A 22,213-nucleotide genomic window follows, 5' to 3' on the forward strand; every position below is an offset into this window, starting at 1 on the left:
GAGCGGCTCCCCATGCCCGTTTCGAGGGCACCCGACACCGAGCCCAATGGGACTCGTGAGCAAACGTGGAGGAACATTGCGCTGGGTCACCTATCTGTCACCGAGCGGTGGCGGCGCGCGCGTGGGGGCGCTGGACGACGGTGACGTGATGGGCAGCCCGGGGACGCGGAGCCTCGGCGAACTGCTGGAGGGCGGGAACGACGCCCTGGCGGCCGCGCACGAGCGGGCCGTGGACGGCGCGATCGAGATCATCGTCGAACCCGAGGCCCGCATGTGCGCCCCGGTCGCGCCCACCGCGCCGGTGCCGGTGCGGGTGGGGGACCGCGTGTTCGAGATCGGCCCCGAGCTGGTGCGCGGGGTGGACGACGCGGTGGCGCCCGAGGCGCGGTCGGCCCGGGTGGGCGTGGCCGCCCTGGCCGGGGGGTCGGGGCCCACGAGCGCCTACACCCCCGCCTGCCTGTGGCTGGACGAGGCGGGCGAGCCGGTGGAACTGATCCTCGGCCCGGTCCTGACCACCGCCGATGATCTCTCCGGTGACGCGGTGGAACTCAGCACCTCGGTGGACGACAGGGAGAACGGGCGCGGCCGGGTCGCGCCCGGCCACGACTGGCTGGTGTCGGGGCCCGGACGGGTCCGCGCGCTGCTGCCGGTGGCCACTCCCGCCCTGGAGGCCGACGACGAACTCTTCGTGGACGCCGGGGAGCTGGGCACCTACGAGGTCAGGGTCGGTTCCCAGGTCTGAGCGGCCCGTGCCGGCCCCGGCTCAGGGGGTGAACTCCCAGTGCCAGGGCTCGAACCCGCCCCGGGCCCACTCCGGGTTGTCCCAACCGTGCTCAGGGCCGTGGTCGAGCATCCACCGGTGCTCCGGGGCGTCGAGTTCGTTCACACCGCCGCACAGGTCCACGGCGACGCCCAGACCGTGCGCGCTGGTGCCCGGCTCGGCCGCCATCCCGGGGAGCATCTCCTGGAAGAGACGGACCTGCTCGTGGTACGGCCGGTAGGAATCGGTCACACACATCGGGCGGCCGAACTCTGACCGGAAATCACCGTCGAGTTCGATGAAGGCAGCGGCGGCGTCGGCACGCAGCCGTTCGCCGGGCTGCGGCAGCGGACACAGCACACCGTCCGGTGCCCGCCCGTTCTCGAAGTCCCCGGTTCCTCCGGCGCAGCCGCCGTCCCCGGCGGCCTCCTGGGCGCTCTCCCGCGCGCCCTCCGCGCCGCCCACGGCCCCACGGGCGTCCGCCAGGGCCTGCTTGCGACGCGCCTCCTCGTCCCCGGGATCCCGGGTGTCGGCCAGGGCGGCCTCCAGCCGGGTCTGCTGTTCCAGGAGCTTCTCGGTCCGGCCCTCCTGTGCGGCGATGGCCTCCAGGGCGGTCTCCCGGGCGGTGTCCGCCGCCTCGGTGGCCTCGGCCTGCTCCTGCTCGGCGGCCTCCGCCGCCCCGGCCAGGGTGTCGGTGGCCACCTGCGAGGCCTGGGCCCGGGAGAGATCGGCTGAGCGGCGCTCCCCGAACAGCAGGAGGTAGGCGCCGCGCTCCAGGGCGTGGGTGGGCCCCTCCGGGCTGGTCCAGGCCTGCATGAGGCTCAGGTCCGCGCCCTTGTAGGCGCTGGCGGCCTGGCGGGCCGCGCCCAGCCGGGCGCCCTCGTGGTGCCGGTCAGCCGCGTCAGCGCGGTGGTCGGCGGCCTCGCGCTCGCCGGTGAGCTCCTCCAACCGGGCGCTCTCCTCCTCGTAGGCCAGGATGCGCTCCGTGGCGCTCTCCCTCAGGGCGGCCGCCTCCGCGCGCGCCGTGGCCAGCTCCACGCGCAGCCGGTCCAGGTCCGCCGGTTCGGGATCGGCGACCCCCGCGGTTCCGGGAGCCGCACAGGTGACGGCGAACAGAAGCGCGGTGCTCAACGGAAGCAGTGTTCGGACCGAAAAGCGGCGGAGCGCACGGCTCTGTCCTGAACTGCGAGGAATGCCTTGGGCGATCTGAATGTGACTCCGGGTGATCGGACCCGGGCGCGGCGAGGTGCGCATTTCCGCCTTCCCCTCGGGGCCTGCGTACACGTCCCGTCACGATGTCACGGATAGCTGGCGGGGAAGCGGAAGCTGGCGGTGTGTCCAAATAGTTACCTCATTGTCCGACCGGGTTTCGGTCGACCAGTCTGACCTGGGGGATTGGTCCTAATGCGCACAGGGACGGGATTACGGCCACCGTTGGCGCTGGATGATCTTGCTGGATGGGCGTCAATCGCCCGAAGCGAGCCCTTCTCGCCCATTGGTACGCTATGCACCGCACGCGCACCACGACAGTGTCGGTGCGCGGCGCCTCTCCTCCCAGGCGAGTCCGGCGGACAGTCTTCACATCTCCCCACATTCCCACTGCTTCCTGTTTCTGGTGGACCACTGTGGTCATGCCGACCTTCCGGTCTGGAGCGGTCCGATCCCTGGGTTCAACAGCCGTTCGAGGCGGTGACACGAAAGGTTGCGAGGGTCCGTGTCGACACGAGCGACGAAAAGCGGGGCCAGCGCTCAGAGCGAGGCAGCGCAGGCCGAAAACGCCGATGCCAAGCCCCGGCGCAGAGCCATCTGGTGGCGGCCACGTAACTGGCGGGTGCGCTCCCGACTGGTGGCCCTCATCGTCATCCCGACCGCCGTCGCGCTAGCGCTCGGCGGACTGCGGGTCTACGAGGCCTCGGTCTCCACCGTCACCCACGCGCACATCGAGGACCGAGCCCAGGTGGGCGTCCTCATCGTGGACCTGGCCAACCAGCTGGGCCGCGAGCGCACGGCCAGCGCCGTCTTCATCTCCGACAACGCGGACCCGGACCGACGTTCGGACGAACTCCGCCAGGAGATGGAGACCGAGCGGGCCGCCACACTCGACATCCAGAGCACCCTGAACGCCCGTCTGGACGACATGGGCGCGATGGACGGCGACCTGGCGCAGACCAGGCTCGCCGCGATGCGCAGCCAGCTCTCCACACTGGAGTCCCTGCGCACCGAGGTCGACTCGACCCGCATCACGGTCCTGCCCGTCGTGACCAAGTACCGGACCATCGCCCGGTCGCTGTCCGACTTCAACCAGACCATCGCGGACGAGACCAACGACACCGAGCTGCGTGAGGCCGTCCGCGCCCTCACCGCGCTGTCCAACGCCCGCGACCAGCTCTCCTACGAGACCGCGCTGATGGGCCACTCCCTGGCCCGCAACACGATGACCGGCGGTATCTCCGAGGCCATCGACTCCAGCCGGGCCCGCTACGAGAACGAGATCTCGAACTTCATCCAGGCCGCCTCGCCCCAGCAGCGCGCGGTGTTCGACGAGAACTTCACCGGTCTCGAGGTCAGCCAGGTCTCCACCATGCGTATGCGCGTCATGTACCGCGCCGACCGTGGAGACCCCCTGACCAACGTCACCCCCAACGACGGCCCCGAGGACTACGCGGCCATCGCGGACACCGCCCTGGAGCGACTCAAGACGGTCGAGTCCAGCCTGGCGGAGGGCATCGCCGCCGACGCCAACGACCTGCGTGACCAGGCCCTGTTCCGCACGATCATGGACCTCATCATCGTCGCGGGCGTGCTCCTGGCCGTCTTCATCCTGACCTCCCTCGTGGTCCGCTCCCTGGTGCGCCCGCTGCGCACCCTGGAGGACGGCGCACGCCGCGTCGCCGAGCGCGACCTGCCCGAGGCGATCAACCGGATGCAGGAGGCCGGGACGGTCCCCGAGTCCGTCAAGGTCAGCCCCATCGAGGTGCACACCCACGACGAGATCGGCGAGGTCGCCCGCGCCTTCGACGACGTCCACAGGGTCGCCCTGACCCTGGCCTCCGACGAGGCCGCGCTGCGCAGCAACGTCAACGCGATGTTCGTCAACCTCTCCCGCCGAAGCCAGACCCTGGTGGAGCGGCAGCTGCGCCTGATCGACGGTCTGGAGCAGTCGGAGCAGGACGCCGACCGCCTCTCCGACCTCTTCCAGCTGGACCACCTCGCCACGCGCATGCGGCGCAACAACGAGAACCTGCTGGTCCTGTCCGGTCAGGACAACACCCGTAAGTGGGCCCAGCCCGTCCCGCTCGTCGACGTCCTCCGAGGCGCCGTCTCCGAGGTCGAGCAGTACGAGCGCGTCAACGTGCGCGCCCCCTCCCACATCTCGGTGCTCGGCCGTCCGGTCAACGACGTCATCCACCTCGTCGCCGAGCTGGTGGAGAACGCCACCTCGTTCTCCCCGCACGACACCGAGGTGCTCGTCAGCGCCAAGACCCTGGACAGCGGCGCCGTGCAGGTCGACGTGACCGACAGCGGCATCGGGATGGCCCCGGACGACCTCGCGGCGATCAACGCCCGCCTGGCCGCCCCGCCCGTCATCGACGTCGCGGTCTCGCGCCGCATGGGCCTGTTCGTGGTCTCGCGCCTGGCGCACCGGCACGGCATCCGCATGGCTCTCAAGGAGGCGCACGGCGGCGGCACCACCGCCAGCGTCGTCTTCCCGCCGGACCTGCTCATCACCCCGGTCGAGGGCCAGCACGCCCTGGGCGGGGTCGGGAACCGCCCCGAGCTGTCCGCCGGGGCGCCCGACACCTTCGCCGAGGCCGAGGCGGCCTTCGCCGCCAGCCCCGCCGCCGAGGAGCCGGGCGACCCCTGGAACAGCCAGGAGTCCGGCGACCTCACCGGCGACCTGGGCGGTCTGCCCAAGCGCAAGCCCATCGGTGGCCGCACCGACGAGCACCCGCCCAGCGGCCAGGACCTGTGGAACACCACCAGTACCGGCTCCGTCTGGGAGCCGCCCAACCGCGCCGAGGGCATGTCGCCCAACAGCGGCCTGACCGACAACGCCAACCCGGTCGTCGACCCCTACGACGTGCCCGAGGAGGACGAGCCGAAGCAGGAGGAGACCACCGGTCGCAGCCTGTTCGACCCGGCCCCCCGCAACAGCACGGACACGGGTTCGTTCAGCGCCCCGGACTCCGGTGCCTTCCGCCGTCCCACCGACACGGGCGCCTTCGGCCGCCCCGCCTCGGAGAAGGGCGGATTCGGAAGGAATCCCGAGCCCGAGAACCGGAGCAGGGACTCCTACGACGCCTTCGGCACCGGTAGCCACCGGAGCGGGGTCTTCGACACCGGGTCCCGCGAGCCCCGCCAGCCGGAGACCCCGGCGGCGCCGGCTCGCGGTGAGGACAACACCGAGACCTTCCCGGCGATCTCCTCCTGGGACACCGGCGCGCAGCAGCCCCACCAGGCCGCGCCGCAGTCCCAGCAGCCCGAGCAGCCCGAATCCAACACCACCGGGAACTGGCGCACCGGGGGCGGCGACTCGCGGGAGGGCTACGGCTCCACGGCCTACCTGTCGCGCCGCTATGGTGGCGCCCAGGGCCCGAACAGCACCGTCGTCCCGGCGGCCCCGTCCGGCCAGGACGCGGACTCGCTGCCGATCTTCGACGCGATCGAGTCCAACTGGTTCAAGCGCCGCACCGGCGGTCCCACCGTGGACACCACCGAGACCGGCCCGATCCAGCAGGTGCCCCCGGCACCCAAGGAAACTCGGGAACCCCAGCGCACGCGCAGGGAACCCGCCCAGGAGCAGCCCGCGGCCAACCCCCGTTCCGAGCAGGAATGGAACTCGGCGGCGGACCGCGGCTGGAAGGCCGCGCGCACCGCGGCCGAGCCGCTCGCCGGTGGATTGACCACCTCGGGCTTGCCAAAACGGGTTCCCAAGGCAAACCTTGTTCCTGGTACCGCACCCAAACCGGAGAACTTCAAGCAGATGCCCACCAGAAGCGCGGACCGGGTCCGCAACCGCTTCTCGGGCTTCCAGAAGGGCGTCCGCGACGGTCGGAACCGGCTCGGCGACAGTTCGACGGAGGAGTGACCCAAGTGACCAGTGGTGGGACGGGGTCCCTCACAGTCAGGGAAGCCGGATGCAATAGCATCTACCGAGCTTCTCGGACGCGCCACACCCATCGCTTGACGAGAGCGGAACACCAGACTCCCGGTCACCCCCACGGGAGGGGCCGGGTGGTTCGCAAAGGCAGTGCTGTCACATGCCGTGCCGGCGGTAGCAGTGCCACAGATCGACCGGCGAACTTGGACAGGAGATCAGATGAGTCGACAGGTGAATGAACTCAACTGGTTGATCACTGACTTTGCCGACCGGGTACCCGACGTGGCCCACGCGATCGTCGTCTCCTCTGACGGCCTTCCGTTGGCCTCGTCCGCGGGATTCCCGACTGACCGGGCCGACCAGTTGGCCGCAATCGCCTCTGGTCTGTCCAGCCTGACGCAGGGCGCTGCCCGGGTGTTCGAGGGTGGAGCGGTCGCCCAGACCGTCGTCGAGATGGAGCGGGGGCTGATGCTCATCATGGCCATCAGCGACGGCTCGTGTCTCGCGGTCCTCGCGGCGGCCGAGAGCGACCTGGGTCTGGTCGCGTACGAGATGACTCTGCTCGTCGAGCGGGCGGGGCGGGCGCTGACACCAACGGCGCGCACCTCGGGAATCCACTGATCCACCACCGACAGGAGGAAGTGGTGGCACCTCACAGTAGAGATGCCGGGAGCGCCTCGTGGTTCGGACAACAGCCGGGCCATCCCCCCACGGGAGGGATGCCCGCAGTTCCGGGCGGCGGAGATGTTCCTCGACCAATCCAACAACCGTATGACCAACGACCCGCGCCGGGCAGCGCACCCAGTTCGCTGGTGCGCCCCTACGCGGTCACCAAGGGCCGAACCAAGCCGAAGTCTCAGCTTCCCCTGGAGGCGCTGATCTCGGCCACCGCGGCGGCCCGGAACGAGTCAGGGACGCTGACGCCTGAATGGCAGGCGATCAGCGACCTGTGCCGGGAATGGCGATCCGTGGCGGAGATCTCCGCGCTGTTGCGGATGCCTCTCGGTGTGGCGCGGGTGCTTGTGGCGGACATGTCCGAGCAGGGACTGGTCCAGATCAGGTCTTCGCTCGACAACGACGCTCGCCCCAACACCAACCTGCTTGAAAGGGTGCTCAGTGGACTTCGCAAGCTCTAGCCCAGCCGAGGAAGGCGGTGCTGGGGGGAACGCGATGACGTCGGTCAAGATCGTCGTCGCCGGGGGCTTCGGTGTCGGAAAGACGACATTCGTTGGCTCCGTCTCCGAGATCGTGCCGCTGACGACCGAGGCGGTCATGACCAGCGCCAGCGTCGGGGTGGACGACCTCGCCAAGACGCCGGACAAGCAGACCACGACCGTCGCCATGGACTTCGGCCGTGTCTCCCTCGACTCCGACCTGATCCTGTACCTGTTCGGCACTCCCGGACAGCACCGGTTCTGGTTCATGTGGGACGACCTGGTCAAGGGTGCCATCGGCGCGGTCGTGCTGGTGGACACGCGACGCCTGGCCGACTGCTTCCCCGCGATCGACTACTTCGAAGAGGCGCGTCTGCCCTTCATCGTGGGCATCAACGGGTTCGACGGCTACTACCCCCACGCCGCAGACGAGGTCCGGGACGCGCTCACGCTCAGCCCGGAGATTCCCATCGTCCAGGTGGACGCCCGTGACAAGGCCTCCACCAAGTCGACGCTCATCAGCCTCGTCGAGCACGCGATCACGGTGGGGGACCCCGAGGGCGCCGCCGGGCAGCAGCCCACCTCCACCGGGGGCCAGAACTCCTGGCGCTGACCAGGACCTGCCCCGGGCCGGGGTCCCGCACGGAGTACGGCCCGGTTCCCGCACGTCGGGAACCGGGCGTCCGTGTCTTTCCTGACCTGGCATCATGTCGGCATGACCTCCTCCTCCCAACCCGACGCCGCCGAGATGACCCGACGCTTCCGAGACGTGGCCGAGCGGGTGCTCGACGCCCTCCTGGCCGACGACCCCGAGTGGGCGCTGGACCTGGGGGACACCCGGGGAGCCCACCGGCTCACCGACCACTCCGTCGAGGCCGACTCCCTGCGCGTCCGTGTCCTGACCGACGCGCTGGGCTCCCTGGACGAGATCGACGCGGACCTCGTCCCGACCGACGACCTGGTCGACCTGGAGATGCTCCGGACCAGGATCAGCGCGGACCTGTGGCACACCAGCGAACTGCGCCCGCACACGTGGAACCCCCTGGTGCACTCACCGGGTGAGGCCCTGCACGCCCTCCTGGAGCGGGACACCCTCCCGCCGGAGGAGCGCCTCGCGGCCCTGACCGCGCGCTGCGCCGCCCTGCCCGCCTACCTGGGCACCGCGCGCGCCCGCCTGTCCGAGGGCCCCGGCATGCCCCGCGTGCACGTGGAGACCGCCCTGGGACAGCTGGAGGGCGCCCGAGGGATGCTCGCCGAGGCCGTTCCGGCCCTGGCCGCCCAACACCCCGAGCACGCCTCCGGACTCGAACCGGCCCGTGTCGCGGCCCTGGCCGCCCTCGAGGAGTACACCTCCTGGATGCGCACCGAGCTGGAGTTCGCCACCGGGGACCCGCGCCTGGGCGCCCGAAGGTTCGCCGCCCAGCTCTGGTACACGCTTGACTCCGAACTGTCCCCGGAGGCCCTCCTGGTACGCGCCGAGAGCGACCTCCTGGCCACGGAGGAGGCGCTGGCCGAGGCCGCCGCGGAGTACACCGGTGAGCCACGTCGCCCCGGCCAGGTCGCCGAGGTGCTCTCCGCCCTGGCCGACGAGTTCGAGATCTCCCCCGAGGGGGTCGTCCCCTCCTGCGTCGACGCCCTCGAGCACCTCTACGCCCGGGTCCGGGAACTGGACCTGGCCACCGTCCACGACGACCCGGTCGAGGTCATCCCGATGCCGGTCTCCCGGCGGGGCGTGGCCGTGGCCTACTGCGACGCGCCCGGTGCGCTCGACCCCGACGCCTCCTCACAGCCCACCTTCATCGCGGTGGCCCCGCCGCCCGAGGACTGGTCCGCCGAGCGCCGGGCCTCCTTCCTGCGCGAGTACAACGCGGGCATGCTGCGCAACCTGATGGTCCACGAGGCGCTGCCGGGGCACGCCCTCCAGCTCGCCCACGCCGCGCGCCACCGGGGCCACACCCGGGTGCGTTCGGCGCTGAGCAGCGGAACCTTCGTGGAGGGGTGGGCGGTCCACGCCGAGGACGTGCTGGCCGGTCACGGGTGGTCCGGAGGATCCGACCCCGCCACCCGGCGCGCCAACCTCGGGCTGCGTCTGGTCCAGCTCAAGATGCGGCTGCGGGCCATTCTCAACGCGATCCTGGACGTGCGCGTGCACACCGGTGACCTCACCGAGCCCGAGGCCGTCGCCCTGCTGACCGAACGTGGCCATCAGGAGGAGGGGGAGGCCGTCGGCAAGTGGCGGCGCGCCCTGCTCACCAGCGCCCAGCTGTCCACCTACTACGTCGGCTACGCCGAGGTCTCCGACATCGCCCGGGACCTGGCGCTGGAGCGCCCCGACGAGCCGGTCGGGCGCCTGCACGACGCCATGCTCGCGCACGGCAACCCGTCCCCGCGCCACCTGCGTACCCTGCTCGGGCTCTGAGCCGCGGGGCCGTGGCGCCCCCGGTGCGCCACGGCCCATCCGCGCCACCCCCGGAGCGCCGGGTCCGACGCTTCACCCACCGCGCGCTTCTATGCTGGACGCGCGGCACGAAACGGTCAGGCGAGGGGGCGAACGAGCCATGGGCGGTACCCACGACGAACCCGTGAGCGGTGCGGACCGACCGTCCGGCGCCGGAACCGGGACCCCGGACGGCCACGAACGGCTCTGGACGCCCCACCGCATGGCCTACATCAAGGGTGAGGGGAAGCCGACCGGGCCCGGGGCCGACGACGGCTGCCCCTTCTGCCGTGCCCCCGACCTGCCGGACGAGGAGGGCCTCGTGGTCGCGCGCGGCCAGTCCGCCTACGTGGTCCTCAACCTGTACCCCTACAACAGCGGCCACCTGCTGGTCTGCCCCTACCGGCACGTCTCCGAGTACACGTCGCTGGACGGGGAGGAGACCGCCGAGGTCGCCGCGCTCACCCAGGCCGGGCTCCGGGCGCTCACCGAGGCCTACGGACCGGGTGGCTTCAACGTCGGCATGAACCTCGGTACCGTGGCCGGTGCCGGGATCGCCGCCCACCTCCACCAGCACGTCGTGCCCCGCTGGGGCGGCGACACGAACTTCATGCCCGTGATCGGCCAGACCAGGGTCCTGCCCGAGATGTTGGAGCGGACCCGCGCCAGGCTGGCCGAGACCTGGCCCCGGGAGTGAGGCCGGGACCACCCGCAACCCCCACTCCACCGACTCCCCGTGGTCGACGCCACCCCCAGAGGGTGCGGCTCCCACCCCGACGACCGTTCCCGTCCTACGATCACTAGAAGACATGCTGAGAATCCTTCGCCCCATGATCTCCCGGGTCACCGCTCCGCTCGGTCGGAGCCTGGCCCGCATCGGCCTGACGCCCAACCTCGTCACCATCATCGGTGCCACCGGTGTCGTCGTCAGCGCCCTCTACTTCTACCCCCGCGGCCAGCTCTACGCGGGCTCCGTGGTCATCACCGTCTTCGCCCTCTTCGACATGCTCGACGGGGCGGTGGCGCGGGCCAACGACAGCGGCAGCGCGTTCGGTGCCTTCCTCGACTCCAGCCTCGACCGGGTGGCCGACGCCGCGATCCTCGCCGGGCTCATGTGGTGGTTCGTGGGTGAGGGTGACGATCCCATGCTCGCCGGACTCACCCTGTTCTGCCTGATCAGCGGCTTCATGGTCTCCTACATCAAGGCACGGGCGGAGGGGCTTGGCGTCAACTGCGACGTCGGCGTGGCCGAACGCACCGAACGCCTGATCATCGTGCTGGTGGCCGTGGGCCTGAGCGAGCTCGGCGTTCCGTACATCCTCGCGGGCGGCCTCTGGCTCCTGGCCGTGATGAGCGCGCTCACCGTCCTCCAGCGCCTCGTCGAGACCCGCGCGCGCCTCAACGACCCCGGCTTCGCCGAGGGTGAGGACGAGAAGACCAGCAACGGCGCCTGAACACGCCCCGAAGGGACCGAAGCACAAGAGGACGAGGACGACGACGTGGACGAACGCATGGCCGATCTGGCCTACTCGGCGGGGTGGACTCTGGTCCGCCGCGCACCCGAGGGGGCGGGCCGGGCGGTGTTCCAGAGGCTGGCCGACCGGGCCTGGCGCACCCACAACGACGGCACCCGGGGGCTGGAGCGCAACCTGCGCAGGCTGGTCGGGCCCCGCGCCACGGACGCGCAGCTCAGGGCCTTGTCCAAGGCCGGGATGCGCTCCTACATGCGCTACTACTACGAGATGTTCCGCCTGCCCGCCATGGGCCGGGAGCACATCCTCGCCCACACCCGCCAGACCGGGATCGAGGTGCTGGAGGAACACGTCCGGTCCGGGCGCGGCGTGGTGGCGGCCCTGCCGCACATGGGCAACTGGGACCAGGCCGGAGCGTGGATCGCCGCGCGCGGCACCCCGCTCACCACCGTGGCCCAGCGGCTGCGCCCCGAGAGCCTCTACCAGCGGTTCACCTCCTACCGTGAGTCCCTGGGGATGGAGGTCCTGCCGCTGACCGGCGGTGCGGCCAACACCGTCGGGGTCCTCTCCCGCCGTCTGCGCGAGGGCGGTCTGGTGTGTCTGCTCGCCGACCGCGACATCAACGGCACCGGGTTGGAGGTCGACCTCTTCGGGGAGAGGGCGCGAGTCCCCTCGGGGCCCGCCGCCCTGGCCCTGAACACCGGGGCGGCCCTCATGCCGGTCTCCCTCTGGTACGACGGCCCCCACTGGCACATCCGCGTCCACGACGAGGTCCCCGTCGCCACGGGGGGCACCCGCACCCAACGCGTCCACGACACCACGCAGGAGCTGGTCCGGGTCCTCGAGGGCGCCATCGCGGAGCACCCGGAGGACTGGCACATGCTCCAGTCCGTCTTCAGCGCCGACCACGACGCCGACCGTGCCCGCCGCCACGAGGTCGAGGCGGCCGTGGCGCGCGACCGGGAACAGCGGCGGTGACCCGGGCACGGACTCCCTCGGGAACTCCGGACACCACTCCCGAGGCGGACGGGAGCGGGATGCGCGTCGGGATCGTCTGCCCCTACGCCTGGGACGTCCCCGGCGGGGTGCAGCAGCACGTGGGCGACCTCGCCGAGGCGCTCGGCGCCATGGGCCACGAGGTCTCCGTGCTGGCCCCGGTCGGCGACCCCGACCACCGGACCCCGCCCTACCTGGTCCCGGCCGGGCGTCCGGTCCCGGTGCCCTACAACGGATCGGTGGCCCGGCTCAGCTTCGGACCCCGCACGGCGGCCCGGGTCCGCCGCTGGATCGCCGAGGGCGGATTCGACCTGCTGCACATCCACGAACCCGCCGCGCCCAGCGTCTCCCTTCTGGCCTGCTGGGCGGCGGACGGGCCCATCGTGGCCACCTTCCACACCTCGAACCCCCGTTCGCGCGCCATGGCCGCGAGCTCCGGTGCCCTGCGCTCGGCCCTGGAGAAGATCAACGCGCGAGTGGCGGTCTCCGAGGCGGCCCGGCGCACCCTGGTCGAACACGTGGGCGGCGACGCCGTCCTCATCCCCAACGGGGTGTCCGTGCGCCGCTTCGCACACGCCGAGCCGCTGCCGGGGTGGCCCGGGCGGGGCGGCTCGATCGGTTTCCTGGGCCGCCTGGACGAACCCCGCAAGGGTCTGGCCACCCTCCTGGAGGCCTTCTCCCGGATGGCCCCGCACAGGCCCGAACTGCGCCTGCTCGTGGCCGGGCCGGGCGAGGCCGACCTGTCCGGTGTCCCCGACTCCGTGCGCGATCGTGTGGTGCTGGCGGGGCGGCTCGACGACGCCGACAAAATCCGCGCCTACCACTCCACCGACGTCTTCTGCGCGCCCAATCTGGGCGGGGAGAGCTTCGGCATCGTCCTGACCGAGGCGATGGCCGCCGGGGCGGCGATCGTCGCCAGTGACATCCCCGCCTTCGGAGCGGTCCTGGACGGCGGCGCGGCCGGGGAGCTGTTCCGGGTCGGCGACGCCGATCACCTGGCCGAGCGTGCGGCGGCCCTGCTCGACTCGCCCGAACGCCGCGCAGGGCTCTCGGAGGCCGCACGCCTTGCCGTGCGCGCCTACGACTGGGACACCGTCGCCGCCGACATCGCCCACGTGTACGAGACCGTGCTGACGTTGGGGGACGGGGCCGCCGCCGGTGTGCGGCTGGACGGGGGACGCCGTTCCTCCGGTGCGTCGCGCCGCGCGCACCCGAGGCTGCGGGGTGAGCGGTCCTGATCGAGGACGTTCGCTTCGTCACCCTGGTCGCGGGGATCCTGATCGCGCTGGTCCTGCTCGGCTTCTACCTGTCGTGGCGGGCCACCCGGCTCGACCGCCTCCACCACCGGGTGGAGACCGCGCGCGCCGCCCTGGACGCCGCTCTGCTGCGCCGGGCCGCGGCGGTCCTCGACCTGACCGCCGACCCCGGTCTGGGCCCGGAGACGGCAGGGAGGCTCGCGGAGGCCGCCAACGCGGCGCGCCGTGCGGGGGTGGGGGAGCGCGAACTCACGGAGAGCCGGCTCTCCCAGGCGTTGCGCGCCGCGCTGGAGCGCCCGGACGCCGGGCCGGCCCCGGACCGGCTGGAGGAGGTGACGGTGGCCGCACGCGGCGTGTACCTGGCCAGGGTGTTCCACAACGACGCCGTGTCCGACACCAGGCGCGCGCGCCGCTCCCGACTGGTCCGCCTCCTGCGCCTGGCGGGCACCGCCGCGCTGCCCCACTACTTCGAGATGGACGACCAGCCGCCCCGGCGCTGACCGGGCGATCGGGGCCGCACTCCGACGAGGTGGCCACACCCCACACACCGATACTCCAGCCTGGCCAAAGGCCGCGAAACGGGTGGAACTAGGATGGGATGCTGGTCGACCCGGTGCGCGCCGCCGACGGTGTCCGCGCGCGTGCGTGCGGTCGTCGGGCGCGCCGCCGCGTCGCATCCAGGCCGTGCTCCCGGCCGCGAGGGCGTCCGGGGAGCGGGCGGTCTGGGCCCCCAGTCAGCCGAACGAACGGGAGACCACCACCGTGGCCACCAACGCAGCGAACACCACCGACAACGCCGTCGGTACCCAGCGCGTCAAGCGCGGCATGGCCGAGCAGCTCAAGAACGGCGTCATCATGGACGTCGTCACCCCCGAGCAGGCCAAGATCGCCGAGGACGCCGGTGCCGTCGCGGTCATGGCCCTGGAGCGGGTGCCCGCCGACATCCGCAAGGACGGCGGCGTCGCCCGCATGTCCGACCCGGACATGATCGACGGCATCGTCGAGGCGGTCTCCATCCCGGTCATGGCCAAGGTCCGGATCGGACACTTCGTCGAGGCCCAGGTGCTGGAGTCGCTCGGCGTGGACTTCATCGACGAGTCCGAGGTCCTCACACCCGCTGACGAGGCGTTCCACATCGACAAGTGGGCGTTCACCGTCCCCTTCGTCTGCGGTGCCACCAACCTCGGTGAGGCCCTGCGCCGGATCGCCGAGGGCGCGGCGATGATCCGCTCCAAGGGCGAGGCCGGTACCGGCAACGTCGTCGAGGCCACCCGCCACATGCGCTCCATCAGCGGCGAGATCCGGCGCCTGGGCACCCTGGACGAGCCCGAGCTGTTCGGCGCCGCCAAGGAGCTGCGCGCCCCGTACGAGATCGTCAAGGAGGTCGCGCGCCTGGGCAAGCTGCCCGTCCCGCTGTTCTCCGCCGGTGGCGTGGCCACCCCCGCCGACGCCGCGCTCATGCGTCAGCTGGGCGCCCAGAGCGTGTTCGTCGGCTCGGGCATCTTCAAGTCCGGTGACCCGGCCAGGCGCGCCGACGCCATCGTGCAGGCCACCCTGCACTACGAGGACCCGGCCGTGATCGCCCGCGTCTCGCGCGGACTGGGCGAGGCCATGGTCGGCATCAACCTGGACGAGCTGTCCGACTCCCAGCGCTACGCGGGACGTGGCTGGTAGCCGCCGCCCCGACCGCCGAACCCACGACCAACGAGGCCGCACGTGACCGCCAGCCCCACCATCGGCGTGCTCGCCCTCCAGGGCGACGTCGCCGAGCACACGCACATGCTCCGGGACCTGGGTGCCCGCACCGCGCGGGTCCTGTCCGCCGACCAACTCGACACCGTCGACGGTCTGGTGATCCCCGGCGGCGAGTCCACGACCATGTCCAAGCTCGCCGTCCGGTACGACCTGATGAAGCCGCTGCGCGAACGCGTCGCGGACGGGATGCCCGTCTACGGGACCTGTGCGGGAATGATCATGCTGGCCGACCGTGTTCTCGGCGGAACGGCTGACCAGGAGACCGTCGGCGGCATCGACATGACGGTGCGCCGCAACGCCTTCGGTCGCCAGACGGAGTCCTTCGAGACCGGGGTGCGGATCGACGGGATCGGCGACGACCCCTTCGACGCGGTGTTCATCCGTGCGCCCTGGGTCGAGTCGGTCGGCCCGGAGGTGGCGGTACTCGGGAGCGTTACCGGTACGGACGAGGCCGGTAGGATCGTCGCCGTACGACAGGGCGGCCTGATGGCGACGTCCTTCCATCCCGAACTCACCGGCGACACGCGTATCCACCGCCTCTTCGTCGACATCGTGAAAGGACATGCATGAGCGGCCACTCCAAGTGGGCCACCACCAAGCACAAGAAAGCCGTCATCGATGCCAAGCGCGGCAAGCTGTTCGCCAAGCTGATCAAGAACATCGAGGTGGCCGCGCGTACCGGTGGCGGGGACCCCGAAGGGAACCCGACGCTCTACGACGCCATCCAGAAGGCGAAGAAGAACTCGGTGCCCGCCGACAACATCGAGCGCGCCCGCAAGCGCGGCTCCGGTGAGGAGGCCGGTGGCGCCGAGTGGCAGACGATCATGTACGAGGGGTACGCCCCCGGCGGCGTGGCGCTGCTCGTGGAGTGCCTGACCGACAACCGCAACCGCGCCGCCTCCGAGGTGCGCGTGGCGGTCACCCGTAACGGCGGCAACATGGCCGACGCCGGTTCGGTGTCGTACATGTTCAACCGCAAGGGCGTCGTGATCGTGCCCAAGGAGGGCACCAGCGAGGACGACGTGACCATGGCGGTGCTGGAGGCCGGGGCCGAGGACGTCGAGGACCTCGGCGAGGCCTTCGAGATCGTCTGTGAGGCCACCGACCTGGTCGACGTCCGCACGGCACTCCAGGAAGCGGGCATCGACTACGAGTCCGCCGACTCCAGCTTCCTGCCGACCATGGAGGTCCCGGTCGACGCCGAGGGCGCCAAGAAGGTCATGCGGGTCGTGGACGCTCTGGAGGACTCCGACGACGTGCAGAACGTCTTCACCAACGCGGACATCCCCGACGAGGTCATGGCCGAGCTCTGAGGCCGGGCCCGGAGCGGGACCACGCGTCGACGCCCGTGGCCGCGCCCCCCGTGGGAGGCGCGGCCACGGGCGTTCCATGTGGCGGCGCGGGTCGCTGCGCCCGCGCCGTCAGGGCAGGCGGCGCAGGACCTCGGACGTGAACTCGTCGGTCCCCGCCTCGCCGCCCAGGTCGCGGGTGCGCACCCGGCCCTCGGCCAGCACGGCGCGGACCGCGTCCATCATCTGCCGCCCGGCCTCGGGGTGGCCGAGGTGGTCCAGCATCATCGACGCCGACCACAGCGCCCCCAGCGGGTTGGCCACCCCGCGGCCCGCGATGTCGGGCGCCGAACCGTGCACCGGCTCGAACATGGAGGGGTACTCGCGCTCGGGGTTGAGGTTGGCCGACGGGGCGATCCCGATCCCGCCCGCCACCGCCGCCGCGAGGTCGCTGAGGATGTCGCCGAACAGGTTCGAGGCGACGATCACGTCGAACCTCGCCGGTTCCAGGACGACCTTGGCGGCCAGGGCGTCGATGTGCTCCTGGTCCCAGACCACGTCCGGGTGCAGCGCGGCCCGCTCCGCCACCAGCTCGTCCCAGAACGGCATGGTGTGCACGATCCCGTTGGACTTGGTGGCGGAGGTCAGGCGGCCGCCGCGCCGCTCGGCGAGGTCGAAGCCGTACTCCAGGACCCGCTCCACCCCGCGGCGGGTGAAGACCGACTCCTGCACGGCGCGCTCCTGCGGGGTGCCCCGGTCGAAGCGGCCCCCGTCCCGCGAGTACTCGCCCTCGTTGTTCTCCCGCACGACCACGAAGTCGACCTCGCCGGGCAGCGCGCCGGTGACCGGGCTGGGCACGCCCTCCAGGACGGTGATCGGCCGCAGGTTGACGTACTGGTGGAACTCACGGCGGATCGGGATGAGCAGGCCCCAGAGGGACACGTGGTCGGGCACGCCCGGCCATCCCACCGCCCCGAGGAGGATGGCGTCGTGGTGGCGGATCCGGTCCAGACCGTCCTCGGGCATCATCGCGCCGGTGTGCGCGAACCGCTCGCACGACCAGTCGAACTCGTCGTAGCCCAGGGCGAATCCGTGGTGGGCGGCGACCCGGTCCAGGACGGCGGTCGCGGGGGAGAGGACCTCACCGCCGATGCCGTCTCCGGGGATCGTGGCGATGCGGTACTGCTTCATGGGGTCTCCATCGGATGAGAGGTGGACGGGCGGGGGTGGCTCGGCGCGGGTCAGGCGGCGGGGCCGTCGGGGGCGACGGCCTCTCCGAGGAAGGCGCGGAGGGAGGAGGCGGTGGTCTCGGGTGCCTCCTCGGGCACGTAGTGGTCGCAGTCCACGGCGTGTCCGCGCAGGTCCGAGGCGTACTCGGACCAGGCCTCGGGCACGTCGTAGTGGCGCCCGACGAAACTGTGCTCGCCCCACAGGAGCAGGACGGGGCACTCCAGACGGCGCCCCGCGTCCGCGCGGTCGTGTTCGAGGTCGACGGTGGCGGCGGCGCGGTAGTCCTCGCAGGACGCGTGGATGGCGGCGGGGTCGCTGAAGCAGCGCACGTACTCGTCCACCGCCTCCGGGTCGAACGCGGAACCGCCGTGGTGGCGCGCGTTCATACGGGTGCGGACCCAGAAACCGGGGTCCTGGCCGATCAGGTGCTCCGGGATGCCGTTCCCGGCCGTCAGGAAGAACCAGTGGTAGTAGCCGGACGCGAAGTCCGCGTCGGCGTGCTCGAAGGCGTACCTGGTGGGCACCACGTCCAGGGCGGCGAAGGCGGTCACGGCCTCGGGGTGGTCGAGGGCCAGGCGGTGTCCGACCCGCGCCCCGCGGTCGTGGCCGACGACGGCGAAGCGGTCCAAGCCCAGCTCACGCATGAGGAGGTACTGGTCACGGGCCATCGCGCGCTTGGAGTAGGCCAGGTGCCGGGGGTCGGAGGGCGGTTTGTCGCTGTCTCCGTAGCCGCGCAGGTCGGCCAGCACGACGCTGAACCCGTCGGCCAGGAGCGGTGCGACCCGGTGCCAGATCAGGTGGGTCTGGGGGTACCCGTGCAGGAACAGGACGGGGGGTCCCTCTCCGGCCCGTCGGACGTTGAGGCGCAGTCCCTCGACCTCCACGCTGTGCCGCGTGAATCCGGGGAGAAGTCGGTCGTTCATGTCCTGATCACAGCAGCCCGGCACACCGCCCGTCCAAGACCGGTTGGCGATAGCGCTGATAGGCGCGGCCTATAGGATCGGACACGGAGGGGCGAACCGGGCGGGGGTGCGACGTGGACGTGCGGCAGCTGGAGTACTTCCTGGCGGTCGTGGACCACGGCGGGGTGAACCGCGCCGCGGCAGCCCTCCACCTGTCACAACCCTCCCTGTCCCAGGCGATCCGCACTCTGGAAAGGGACCTGGGCAGCGACCTCTTCCACCGGATCGGCCGCCGCCTGGTGCTCAGCGACGCCGGACACGCGCTCGTCGAACCCGCCCGCGAGGCGGTGCGCGGGCTCGACCTGGCCCGCTCCGCCGTGGAGGCGGTCCGGGGACTGCGCCGGGGGCGCGTGGACGTGGCCGCGCTGCCCACCCAGTCCATCGAACCCCTCACCGGTCTGGTCTCGGGCTTCACCGAACGCCACCCGGAGGTGTCGGTGTCGATCCGGGGCGCCCTGACCAACCGGGACGCGGTCCAGATGGTCCGCACCGGTGCCTGCGAACTCGGCGTGGTCGCCACCGACACCCCGATGAGGGACACCGAGGTCCACGTCCACCCGTTGGTCCGTCAGTCCTTCGTCCTCCTGGCGCCCGCGAACGGGCCCTTCTCGCCTGGAGCCCCGGTCCCCGTCGCGGACCTGACCGGGCGGCGCCTCATCGTCGGCCACGAGGGCTCGGGCATGCGCCGGTTCGCCGACCGCCTGCTGGCCGAGGGCCTGGACGCGCACATCGCCGTGGAGAGCGAACACCGGGTGTCGATCCTGCCGCTGGTCCTGGGCGGCGCCGGGCTGGCCGTGGTCACCGACGCCTGGCGCGGCCTCGCCGAACAGGCCGGGGTCCTCGTCCTGGACCTGGATCCCACCGACCACCTGCACGTGGCCCTGATCAGTCGCCGGGGCCCGCTCACCGCCGCCGCCCGGGCCTTCGTCGAGCACGCCACCGCCCGACCCTGAAGCGGCGTGCTCAGCCGGTCATGTTCATCTCCGCGATGACCCGGGTCGGGCGCACGCGCACCACGAGCTCACCGGCCACGCCGTTGCGGCGGCCGTACTCCTCGGCCACCTCCTCGCTCACGTACCGGCGGGCGATGGCGGTGGCCGTCCGGAGCAGCTCGTCGGGGTCCTCGGACACCTCGGCCACGCCCTGGACCTGCACGAAGCCGTACGGCTCCTCCTCCAGGTCCACCACCAGCGTCACCCGGGGGTCACGGGCCAGCGACCGCCCCTTCGCGGTGTCGCGCCCGGTGTTGAACACCAGCCCGTCCTCGTCGATGGTGAACCAGATCGGCGCCGCCAGTGGACGGCCGTCGGCGGCCGTGTAGGCCACCTTGCCCGTGCGCGTGCCGCTCAGCAGGAAGTCTCGGACCTCGGGATCAGTCAGGGAGCTCATGGCCCCAACGTAGGCCGCGACCCGGCGTGCCCCCGGTCCGACACGCTCAGGCCGGTGCGTGGAGCCGCCGGGGGAGGGAGCCCAGCCGTGGCGCGCGACGGACCGGCGCGTGGGCGTCCGCCCTGGTCGGGCCGGTGAACACCGCCTCCAGCGGCAGCCCCAGGGCGTCGGCGAGGGCGGCGGGCGCCGGGCCCGGCACCGCTTCCAGCACCGGCCGGGCGGCGTCCAGCAGACCGGTGAGCCGGGCCTGGCGGGCCAGGTCCGGGGAGGCCCCGGGGGCGATCCGCACCGGACTCCCGTCCGCGAGTTCGTAGCCCACGCACCAGCGCAGGTCCCGACCCAACCGGGCGGGGGCGTCGGCGTGCGTGACCACCAGCGCGTCCACCCCCGCCGTGGCCTCCAACGCGTACCGGAGCGCCACCAGGTCCAGGTGACCCACCCGGAACCCGCCCTGCCAGGGGTGGGCGCGGTTGTGCCGGTCGGCCAACCGCTTGGTGAGCAGCGCGTCCTCGGTCACCATCGGCCCCGCGCCGTGGCGGGTCGCGAAGGTGCGCGTCACCCCGATCCGCCGGGCCCCGTCCGCGGCCCCCGCCTCGGCCAGCAGGGCCAGCGGGTTCACTGCGGTGGTGGTGGACCAGGTCGTGTACGGGTGGAAACCGTGCCACTCGTCCAGCAGCACGCCCTGCGCGCCCTCGAACACCACCGGTGTCCGAGCCAGCAGACGAGGCAGGTACCGATCGTCCACGAGCCGCACCCGCTCGGCGAAGGCCCGGTAGGCGTCCATGCACGCGTCCGGATCGGGGAGGGGCTCCAGGTCCGAGCCGTCGTCGCCGTCCGCCGCCTCGGACAGCACCGAGGCCAACCGCTCCGCGAGCCGGTCCAACTTGCGGCGGAGCAGCACCGGAGACGCGCAGTCGCCCACGGTGGGCGCGTCCTCGGGGTGCTCCAGGGCGTAGGCCATCGTCTCGCCCACCCCCATCCCGCACGAACCGTGCCGGTCCCGGCCGCGCGCACGCTCCCGGGCACGGTTGGCGGCCGCGTGCCACGGAGTGCTGATCAGCGCGCGCCGGTCCACCGTGACCAGGGAGAACGGGTCCGCCACCCCCAGCGCCGCCAGGTGCTGGGCCTCGGCGGCCAACGCGAAGGGGTCCACCACCACGAAGCGGGACAGGTGGGTGGGCACCGGGCCGCCCGGGGCGAGCGTGCCCGCCCCGAACTGGGCGAACGTGTGGTGCCGACCGTCAGGGGTCACCACGTTGTGCGCGGCCTGGGCGCCGCCGTTGGCCCGCACCACCGCGCCGTACCCGCCCCGCGCGCACAGCAGGTCCACCGTCACGCCCTTGCCCGCGTCGCCGAATCCCAGGTCCACGACGATCGCGTGCTCATCGGTCAGCGCCCGGCCGTTCACAGCCGGTCCACCCCGGGGCCGTCACCGGCCAGCCCCTCCAGGTCGGGTGAGGTCGCCACCGCGCCGCGTCCGCGAGCGAGCGGACGCAGGGCCCGGCCCACCACGTCGGCCTGGTCAGACCCGGCGTCGGCCAGGTCCCGCAGACCCTCCTCCAGGTCGATGGCCTCCTCACCCAGGCCCACGGTGACCGCGATCGTCTCGCAGACCGCGTCCAGGTCGTCCAGCAGGACCAGGTTCTGGCCCAGGTGCCGTTCCCAGAACTTCCGGACCCGGTCGTCCCGGAAGTGGTAGCTGCCGGTCGGCATGAGGAAGTACACCTCGTACTTGCTCCGCAGCTCCTCCAGGAGCTTCGGAAGGGCCACGTCCCCGTCGAGGTCGTCGCCGATCACCTCCCGGACCTCCCGTGCCTTGACCGCGCCGTAGGCCATCTCGTCGCCCACGATGAAGAGGTACCCGCGCCGCCCGCGCTTCTCCAGGCAGTCCAGCGCGGTGTGCCGGGCCATGAAGTACATCGCCAGTTCGTAGGACTCGGTCATCTGACCCCCGCCCCCGCCCTCCAGCAGGATGTTGCCGAGGTCGTCCTCCAGTTCGTTGCCGGACTCGAACTGACCGACCTGGAGCGGTACGCGGTCACAGGTCGCGTCGCCGATGGCACCGAACAGGATCTGCGGGTCCTGCACGTACCCCCGGCGCAGGAGCAGCCCGAACAGGTCGGGGAGCTTGGCCTGGAGGGCGCGGGGCACGCGCCCCATCGAGCCGGTGACGTCGAAGAGCACCGACACCGCCAGGGAGTTCGGGTGCGCCTCGGAGTCACGGCTCTCACGCATGGTCACGCCGCGCGGGTCGAGCGAGGCGTGGGCCCGCCACTGGTCGCGCGGGGTGCTGGTGACGTCGTCGTGGTAGTCGAACCCACTGCTTCCGGCGGAGGCCTGGTAGGCCCGCCGTGCGTGGTGGGCGTCGGTGGACCAGTTGCTGCTTCCCATCGTCGTCTCCTTCTGTTCGGG

General features: G+C 72.0%; 21 protein-coding genes. 15 read left to right on the forward strand and 6 right to left on the reverse strand.

Features of this window, described 5'->3' with window-relative positions; genetic code table 11:
• Positions 1-76: 76 nt before the first annotated feature.
• On the forward strand, positions 77-742 hold the full coding sequence (locus ADX84_RS03755; protein ID WP_049567537.1) for a hypothetical protein: 666 nt from the start codon (positions 77-79) through the stop codon (positions 740-742).
• Positions 743-763: 21 nt separating this feature from the next.
• Here the strand turns inward: ADX84_RS03755 and ADX84_RS03760 are convergent, their stop codons facing one another.
• Complete coding sequence (locus ADX84_RS03760) at positions 764-1,891, reverse strand: M15 family metallopeptidase (protein WP_234003832.1); 1,128 nt, start codon at positions 1,889-1,891, stop codon at positions 764-766.
• 700 nt (positions 1,892-2,591) lie between these two features.
• Here ADX84_RS03760 and ADX84_RS03765 point away from each other — a divergent pair.
• The 13 genes from ADX84_RS03765 to ADX84_RS03825 all read left to right on the forward strand — a co-directional run bounded on the left by ADX84_RS03765 (position 2,592) and on the right by ADX84_RS03825 (position 16,244).
• Positions 2,592-5,849 carry a nitrate- and nitrite sensing domain-containing protein gene (locus ADX84_RS03765; protein ID WP_049567540.1) on the forward strand — a complete coding sequence of 1,086 codons (3,258 nt, stop codon included), beginning with the start codon at positions 2,592-2,594 and terminating at the stop codon, positions 5,847-5,849.
• Between the two features lie 231 nt (positions 5,850-6,080).
• Entirely contained in the window at positions 6,081-6,482 is a 402-nt protein-coding gene (locus ADX84_RS03770) for a roadblock/LC7 domain-containing protein (RefSeq protein ID WP_049567543.1), read from the forward strand.
• A 98-nt stretch (positions 6,483-6,580) separates the two neighbouring features.
• The gene (locus ADX84_RS03775) at positions 6,581-6,997 is read left to right on the forward strand and encodes a DUF742 domain-containing protein (protein ID WP_233515572.1); all 417 of its coding nucleotides are present in this window, start codon (positions 6,581-6,583) and stop codon (positions 6,995-6,997) included.
• Between the two features lie 34 nt (positions 6,998-7,031).
• Positions 7,032-7,628, forward strand: coding sequence for an ATP/GTP-binding protein (locus tag ADX84_RS03780; protein ID WP_049567546.1), 597 nt, complete (start codon positions 7,032-7,034; stop codon positions 7,626-7,628).
• Positions 7,629-7,763: 135 nt separating this feature from the next.
• Complete coding sequence (locus ADX84_RS03785) at positions 7,764-9,434, forward strand: DUF885 domain-containing protein (protein ID WP_049567726.1); 1,671 nt, start codon at positions 7,764-7,766, stop codon at positions 9,432-9,434.
• Between the two features lie 139 nt (positions 9,435-9,573).
• On the forward strand, positions 9,574-10,149 hold the full coding sequence (locus ADX84_RS03790) for an HIT domain-containing protein (RefSeq protein WP_049567549.1): 576 nt from the start codon (positions 9,574-9,576) through the stop codon (positions 10,147-10,149).
• A gap of 133 nt (positions 10,150-10,282) precedes the next feature.
• Positions 10,283-10,906, forward strand: coding sequence for a phosphatidylinositol phosphate synthase (gene pgsA / locus ADX84_RS03795; protein WP_049567553.1), 624 nt, complete (start codon positions 10,283-10,285; stop codon positions 10,904-10,906).
• Positions 10,907-10,951: 45 nt separating this feature from the next.
• Positions 10,952-11,902 carry a phosphatidylinositol mannoside acyltransferase gene (locus ADX84_RS03800; RefSeq protein WP_049567554.1) on the forward strand — a complete coding sequence of 317 codons (951 nt, stop codon included), beginning with the start codon at positions 10,952-10,954 and terminating at the stop codon, positions 11,900-11,902.
• A gap of 59 nt (positions 11,903-11,961) precedes the next feature.
• On the forward strand, positions 11,962-13,158 hold the full coding sequence (locus ADX84_RS03805) for a glycosyltransferase family 4 protein (protein WP_049567556.1): 1,197 nt from the start codon (positions 11,962-11,964) through the stop codon (positions 13,156-13,158).
• Between the two features lie 23 nt (positions 13,159-13,181).
• Positions 13,182-13,676, forward strand: coding sequence for a hypothetical protein (locus tag ADX84_RS03810; RefSeq protein WP_199776468.1), 495 nt, complete (start codon positions 13,182-13,184; stop codon positions 13,674-13,676).
• A gap of 262 nt (positions 13,677-13,938) precedes the next feature.
• Positions 13,939-14,850 carry a pyridoxal 5'-phosphate synthase lyase subunit PdxS gene (gene pdxS / locus ADX84_RS03815; protein WP_049567729.1) on the forward strand — a complete coding sequence of 304 codons (912 nt, stop codon included), beginning with the start codon at positions 13,939-13,941 and terminating at the stop codon, positions 14,848-14,850.
• Between the two features lie 42 nt (positions 14,851-14,892).
• The gene (gene pdxT / locus ADX84_RS03820; protein WP_049567561.1) at positions 14,893-15,501 is read left to right on the forward strand and encodes a pyridoxal 5'-phosphate synthase glutaminase subunit PdxT; all 609 of its coding nucleotides are present in this window, start codon (positions 14,893-14,895) and stop codon (positions 15,499-15,501) included.
• Positions 15,498-16,244: a YebC/PmpR family DNA-binding transcriptional regulator gene (locus tag ADX84_RS03825; RefSeq protein WP_017546186.1), complete on the forward strand. Its 747-nt coding sequence runs from the start codon at positions 15,498-15,500 to the stop codon at positions 16,242-16,244. The genes pdxT and ADX84_RS03825 overlap by 4 nt, the downstream gene beginning before the upstream one ends.
• A 108-nt stretch (positions 16,245-16,352) precedes the next feature.
• On the opposite strand, the gene ADX84_RS03830 is transcribed toward ADX84_RS03825, so the two are convergent.
• On the reverse strand, positions 16,353-17,411 hold the full coding sequence (locus ADX84_RS03830; protein WP_049567569.1) for a tartrate dehydrogenase: 1,059 nt from the start codon (positions 17,409-17,411) through the stop codon (positions 16,353-16,355).
• A gap of 50 nt (positions 17,412-17,461) precedes the next feature.
• Positions 17,462-18,373: an alpha/beta fold hydrolase gene (locus tag ADX84_RS03835; RefSeq protein ID WP_049567571.1), complete on the reverse strand. Its 912-nt coding sequence runs from the start codon at positions 18,371-18,373 to the stop codon at positions 17,462-17,464.
• Between the two features lie 113 nt (positions 18,374-18,486).
• Between ADX84_RS03835 and ADX84_RS03840 the strand changes: the two genes are divergently transcribed.
• Entirely contained in the window at positions 18,487-19,365 is an 879-nt protein-coding gene (locus ADX84_RS03840) for a LysR family transcriptional regulator (RefSeq protein WP_049567574.1), read from the forward strand.
• 10 nt (positions 19,366-19,375) lie between these two features.
• On the opposite strand, the gene ADX84_RS03845 is transcribed toward ADX84_RS03840, so the two are convergent.
• Genes ADX84_RS03845 through ADX84_RS03855 form a run of 3 tightly spaced genes read right to left on the reverse strand, consistent with a single transcriptional unit; the run spans position 19,376 to position 22,192 of the window.
• Complete coding sequence (locus ADX84_RS03845; RefSeq protein WP_049567577.1) at positions 19,376-19,801, reverse strand: PPOX class F420-dependent oxidoreductase; 426 nt, start codon at positions 19,799-19,801, stop codon at positions 19,376-19,378.
• 46 nt (positions 19,802-19,847) lie between these two features.
• Positions 19,848-21,209 (reverse strand): adenylosuccinate synthetase, encoded by a 1,362-nt coding sequence (locus ADX84_RS03850; RefSeq protein ID WP_049567579.1) that lies wholly within the window; start codon positions 21,207-21,209, stop codon positions 19,848-19,850.
• The gene (locus tag ADX84_RS03855; protein ID WP_049567582.1) at positions 21,206-22,192 is read right to left on the reverse strand and encodes a hypothetical protein; all 987 of its coding nucleotides are present in this window, start codon (positions 22,190-22,192) and stop codon (positions 21,206-21,208) included. Before ADX84_RS03855 ends, ADX84_RS03850 begins: the two co-directional genes overlap by 4 nt.
• Positions 22,193-22,213 lie beyond the last annotated feature (21 nt).

The sequence above is a fragment of the Nocardiopsis sp. SBT366 genome, from assembly GCF_001083815.1.
Lineage (GTDB): Bacteria > Actinomycetota > Actinomycetes > Streptosporangiales > Streptosporangiaceae > Nocardiopsis > Nocardiopsis prasina.

Bases quoted from the DNA above. Each gene is read 5' to 3' on its own strand.
- ADX84_RS03790 (WP_049567549.1), top strand. From the start codon at position 9,574: ATGGGCGGTACCCACGACGAACCCGTGAGCGGTGCGGACCGACCGTCC.
- ADX84_RS03770 (WP_049567543.1), top strand. From the start codon at position 6,081: ATGAGTCGACAGGTGAATGAACTCAACTGGTTGATCACTGACTTTGCC.
- ADX84_RS03780 (WP_049567546.1), top strand. From the start codon at position 7,032: ATGACGTCGGTCAAGATCGTCGTCGCCGGGGGCTTCGGTGTCGGAAAG.
- ADX84_RS03775 (WP_233515572.1), top strand. From the start codon at position 6,581: ATGCCCGCAGTTCCGGGCGGCGGAGATGTTCCTCGACCAATCCAACAA.
- ADX84_RS03805 (WP_049567556.1), top strand. From the start codon at position 11,962: ATGCGCGTCGGGATCGTCTGCCCCTACGCCTGGGACGTCCCCGGCGGG.
- ADX84_RS03830 (WP_049567569.1), bottom strand. From the start codon at position 17,411: ATGAAGCAGTACCGCATCGCCACGATCCCCGGAGACGGCATCGGCGGT.
- ADX84_RS03845 (WP_049567577.1), bottom strand. From the start codon at position 19,801: ATGAGCTCCCTGACTGATCCCGAGGTCCGAGACTTCCTGCTGAGCGGC.
- pgsA (WP_049567553.1), top strand. From the start codon at position 10,283: ATGATCTCCCGGGTCACCGCTCCGCTCGGTCGGAGCCTGGCCCGCATC.
- ADX84_RS03855 (WP_049567582.1), bottom strand. From the start codon at position 22,192: ATGGGAAGCAGCAACTGGTCCACCGACGCCCACCACGCACGGCGGGCC.
- ADX84_RS03785 (WP_049567726.1), top strand. From the start codon at position 7,764: ATGACCCGACGCTTCCGAGACGTGGCCGAGCGGGTGCTCGACGCCCTC.
- ADX84_RS03825 (WP_017546186.1), top strand. From the start codon at position 15,498: ATGAGCGGCCACTCCAAGTGGGCCACCACCAAGCACAAGAAAGCCGTC.
- ADX84_RS03835 (WP_049567571.1), bottom strand. From the start codon at position 18,373: ATGAACGACCGACTTCTCCCCGGATTCACGCGGCACAGCGTGGAGGTC.